The organism is uncultured Psychroserpens sp. (assembly GCF_947494225.1).
Lineage (GTDB): Bacteria > Bacteroidota > Bacteroidia > Flavobacteriales > Flavobacteriaceae > Psychroserpens.
The window spans coordinates 1-590 of record NZ_CANLUG010000027.1 but is presented as its reverse complement, the minus strand read 5'-3'; the positions used below and the strand labels follow the sequence as shown (position 1 = coordinate 590).

Sequence of the window (590 nt, the reverse complement as noted above, 5' to 3'; positions counted from 1 at the left end):
CTAGCTTTCGTATTGAGTTCTTCTTTAACTAAAGCGCAAAACTTATTAGACACTTCAACTTGGACTATTGGCAGCGGTTCTGTTTCTGGATTCACTCAAAACGGAGCTACAAGTGAAAATAGCCGAGAATTAGGGACAGATCCTTTCGGTAATTCGTCCATTTTATGGAAAGGTGGAAACGATGCTGCCAATAATGCAGATGGTGGTTGGAACTCTAACTATCATAATATCAATAATGAAGAAACCTATCGCTTTGTTGTTTGGTTGAAAAAAACAAATTCTAACGATGGGCATAGCTATTTTGGTTGTCAGCAGTGGCAAAGCGGTACCGACACAAACTTTTATGATTATACCATTTTAAAATTAAATGGAGATATTGGAACAAATCCATATTTCTGGGTTGGAGACTTACCGCAACTCAACAAATGGTATATGTTAGTTGGATATATTCATGGTAAAAACTACAATTCAGACCTAAGTTATGGAGGAATTTATGACCCTGTTACTGGAACTAAAGTTGTCAATATTACAGATTTTAAGTTTGCTCCAACAACCACAAAATTGAAACATAGAGCTTATTTGTATTATGA

General features: G+C 35.6%; 1 protein-coding gene. It reads left to right on the top strand.

Translation table 11 applies throughout. From position 1 onward, the window contains the following. On the top strand, positions 1-590 hold a 590-nt coding region (locus Q0893_RS19500; RefSeq protein WP_299278959.1), incomplete at both ends, for a hypothetical protein.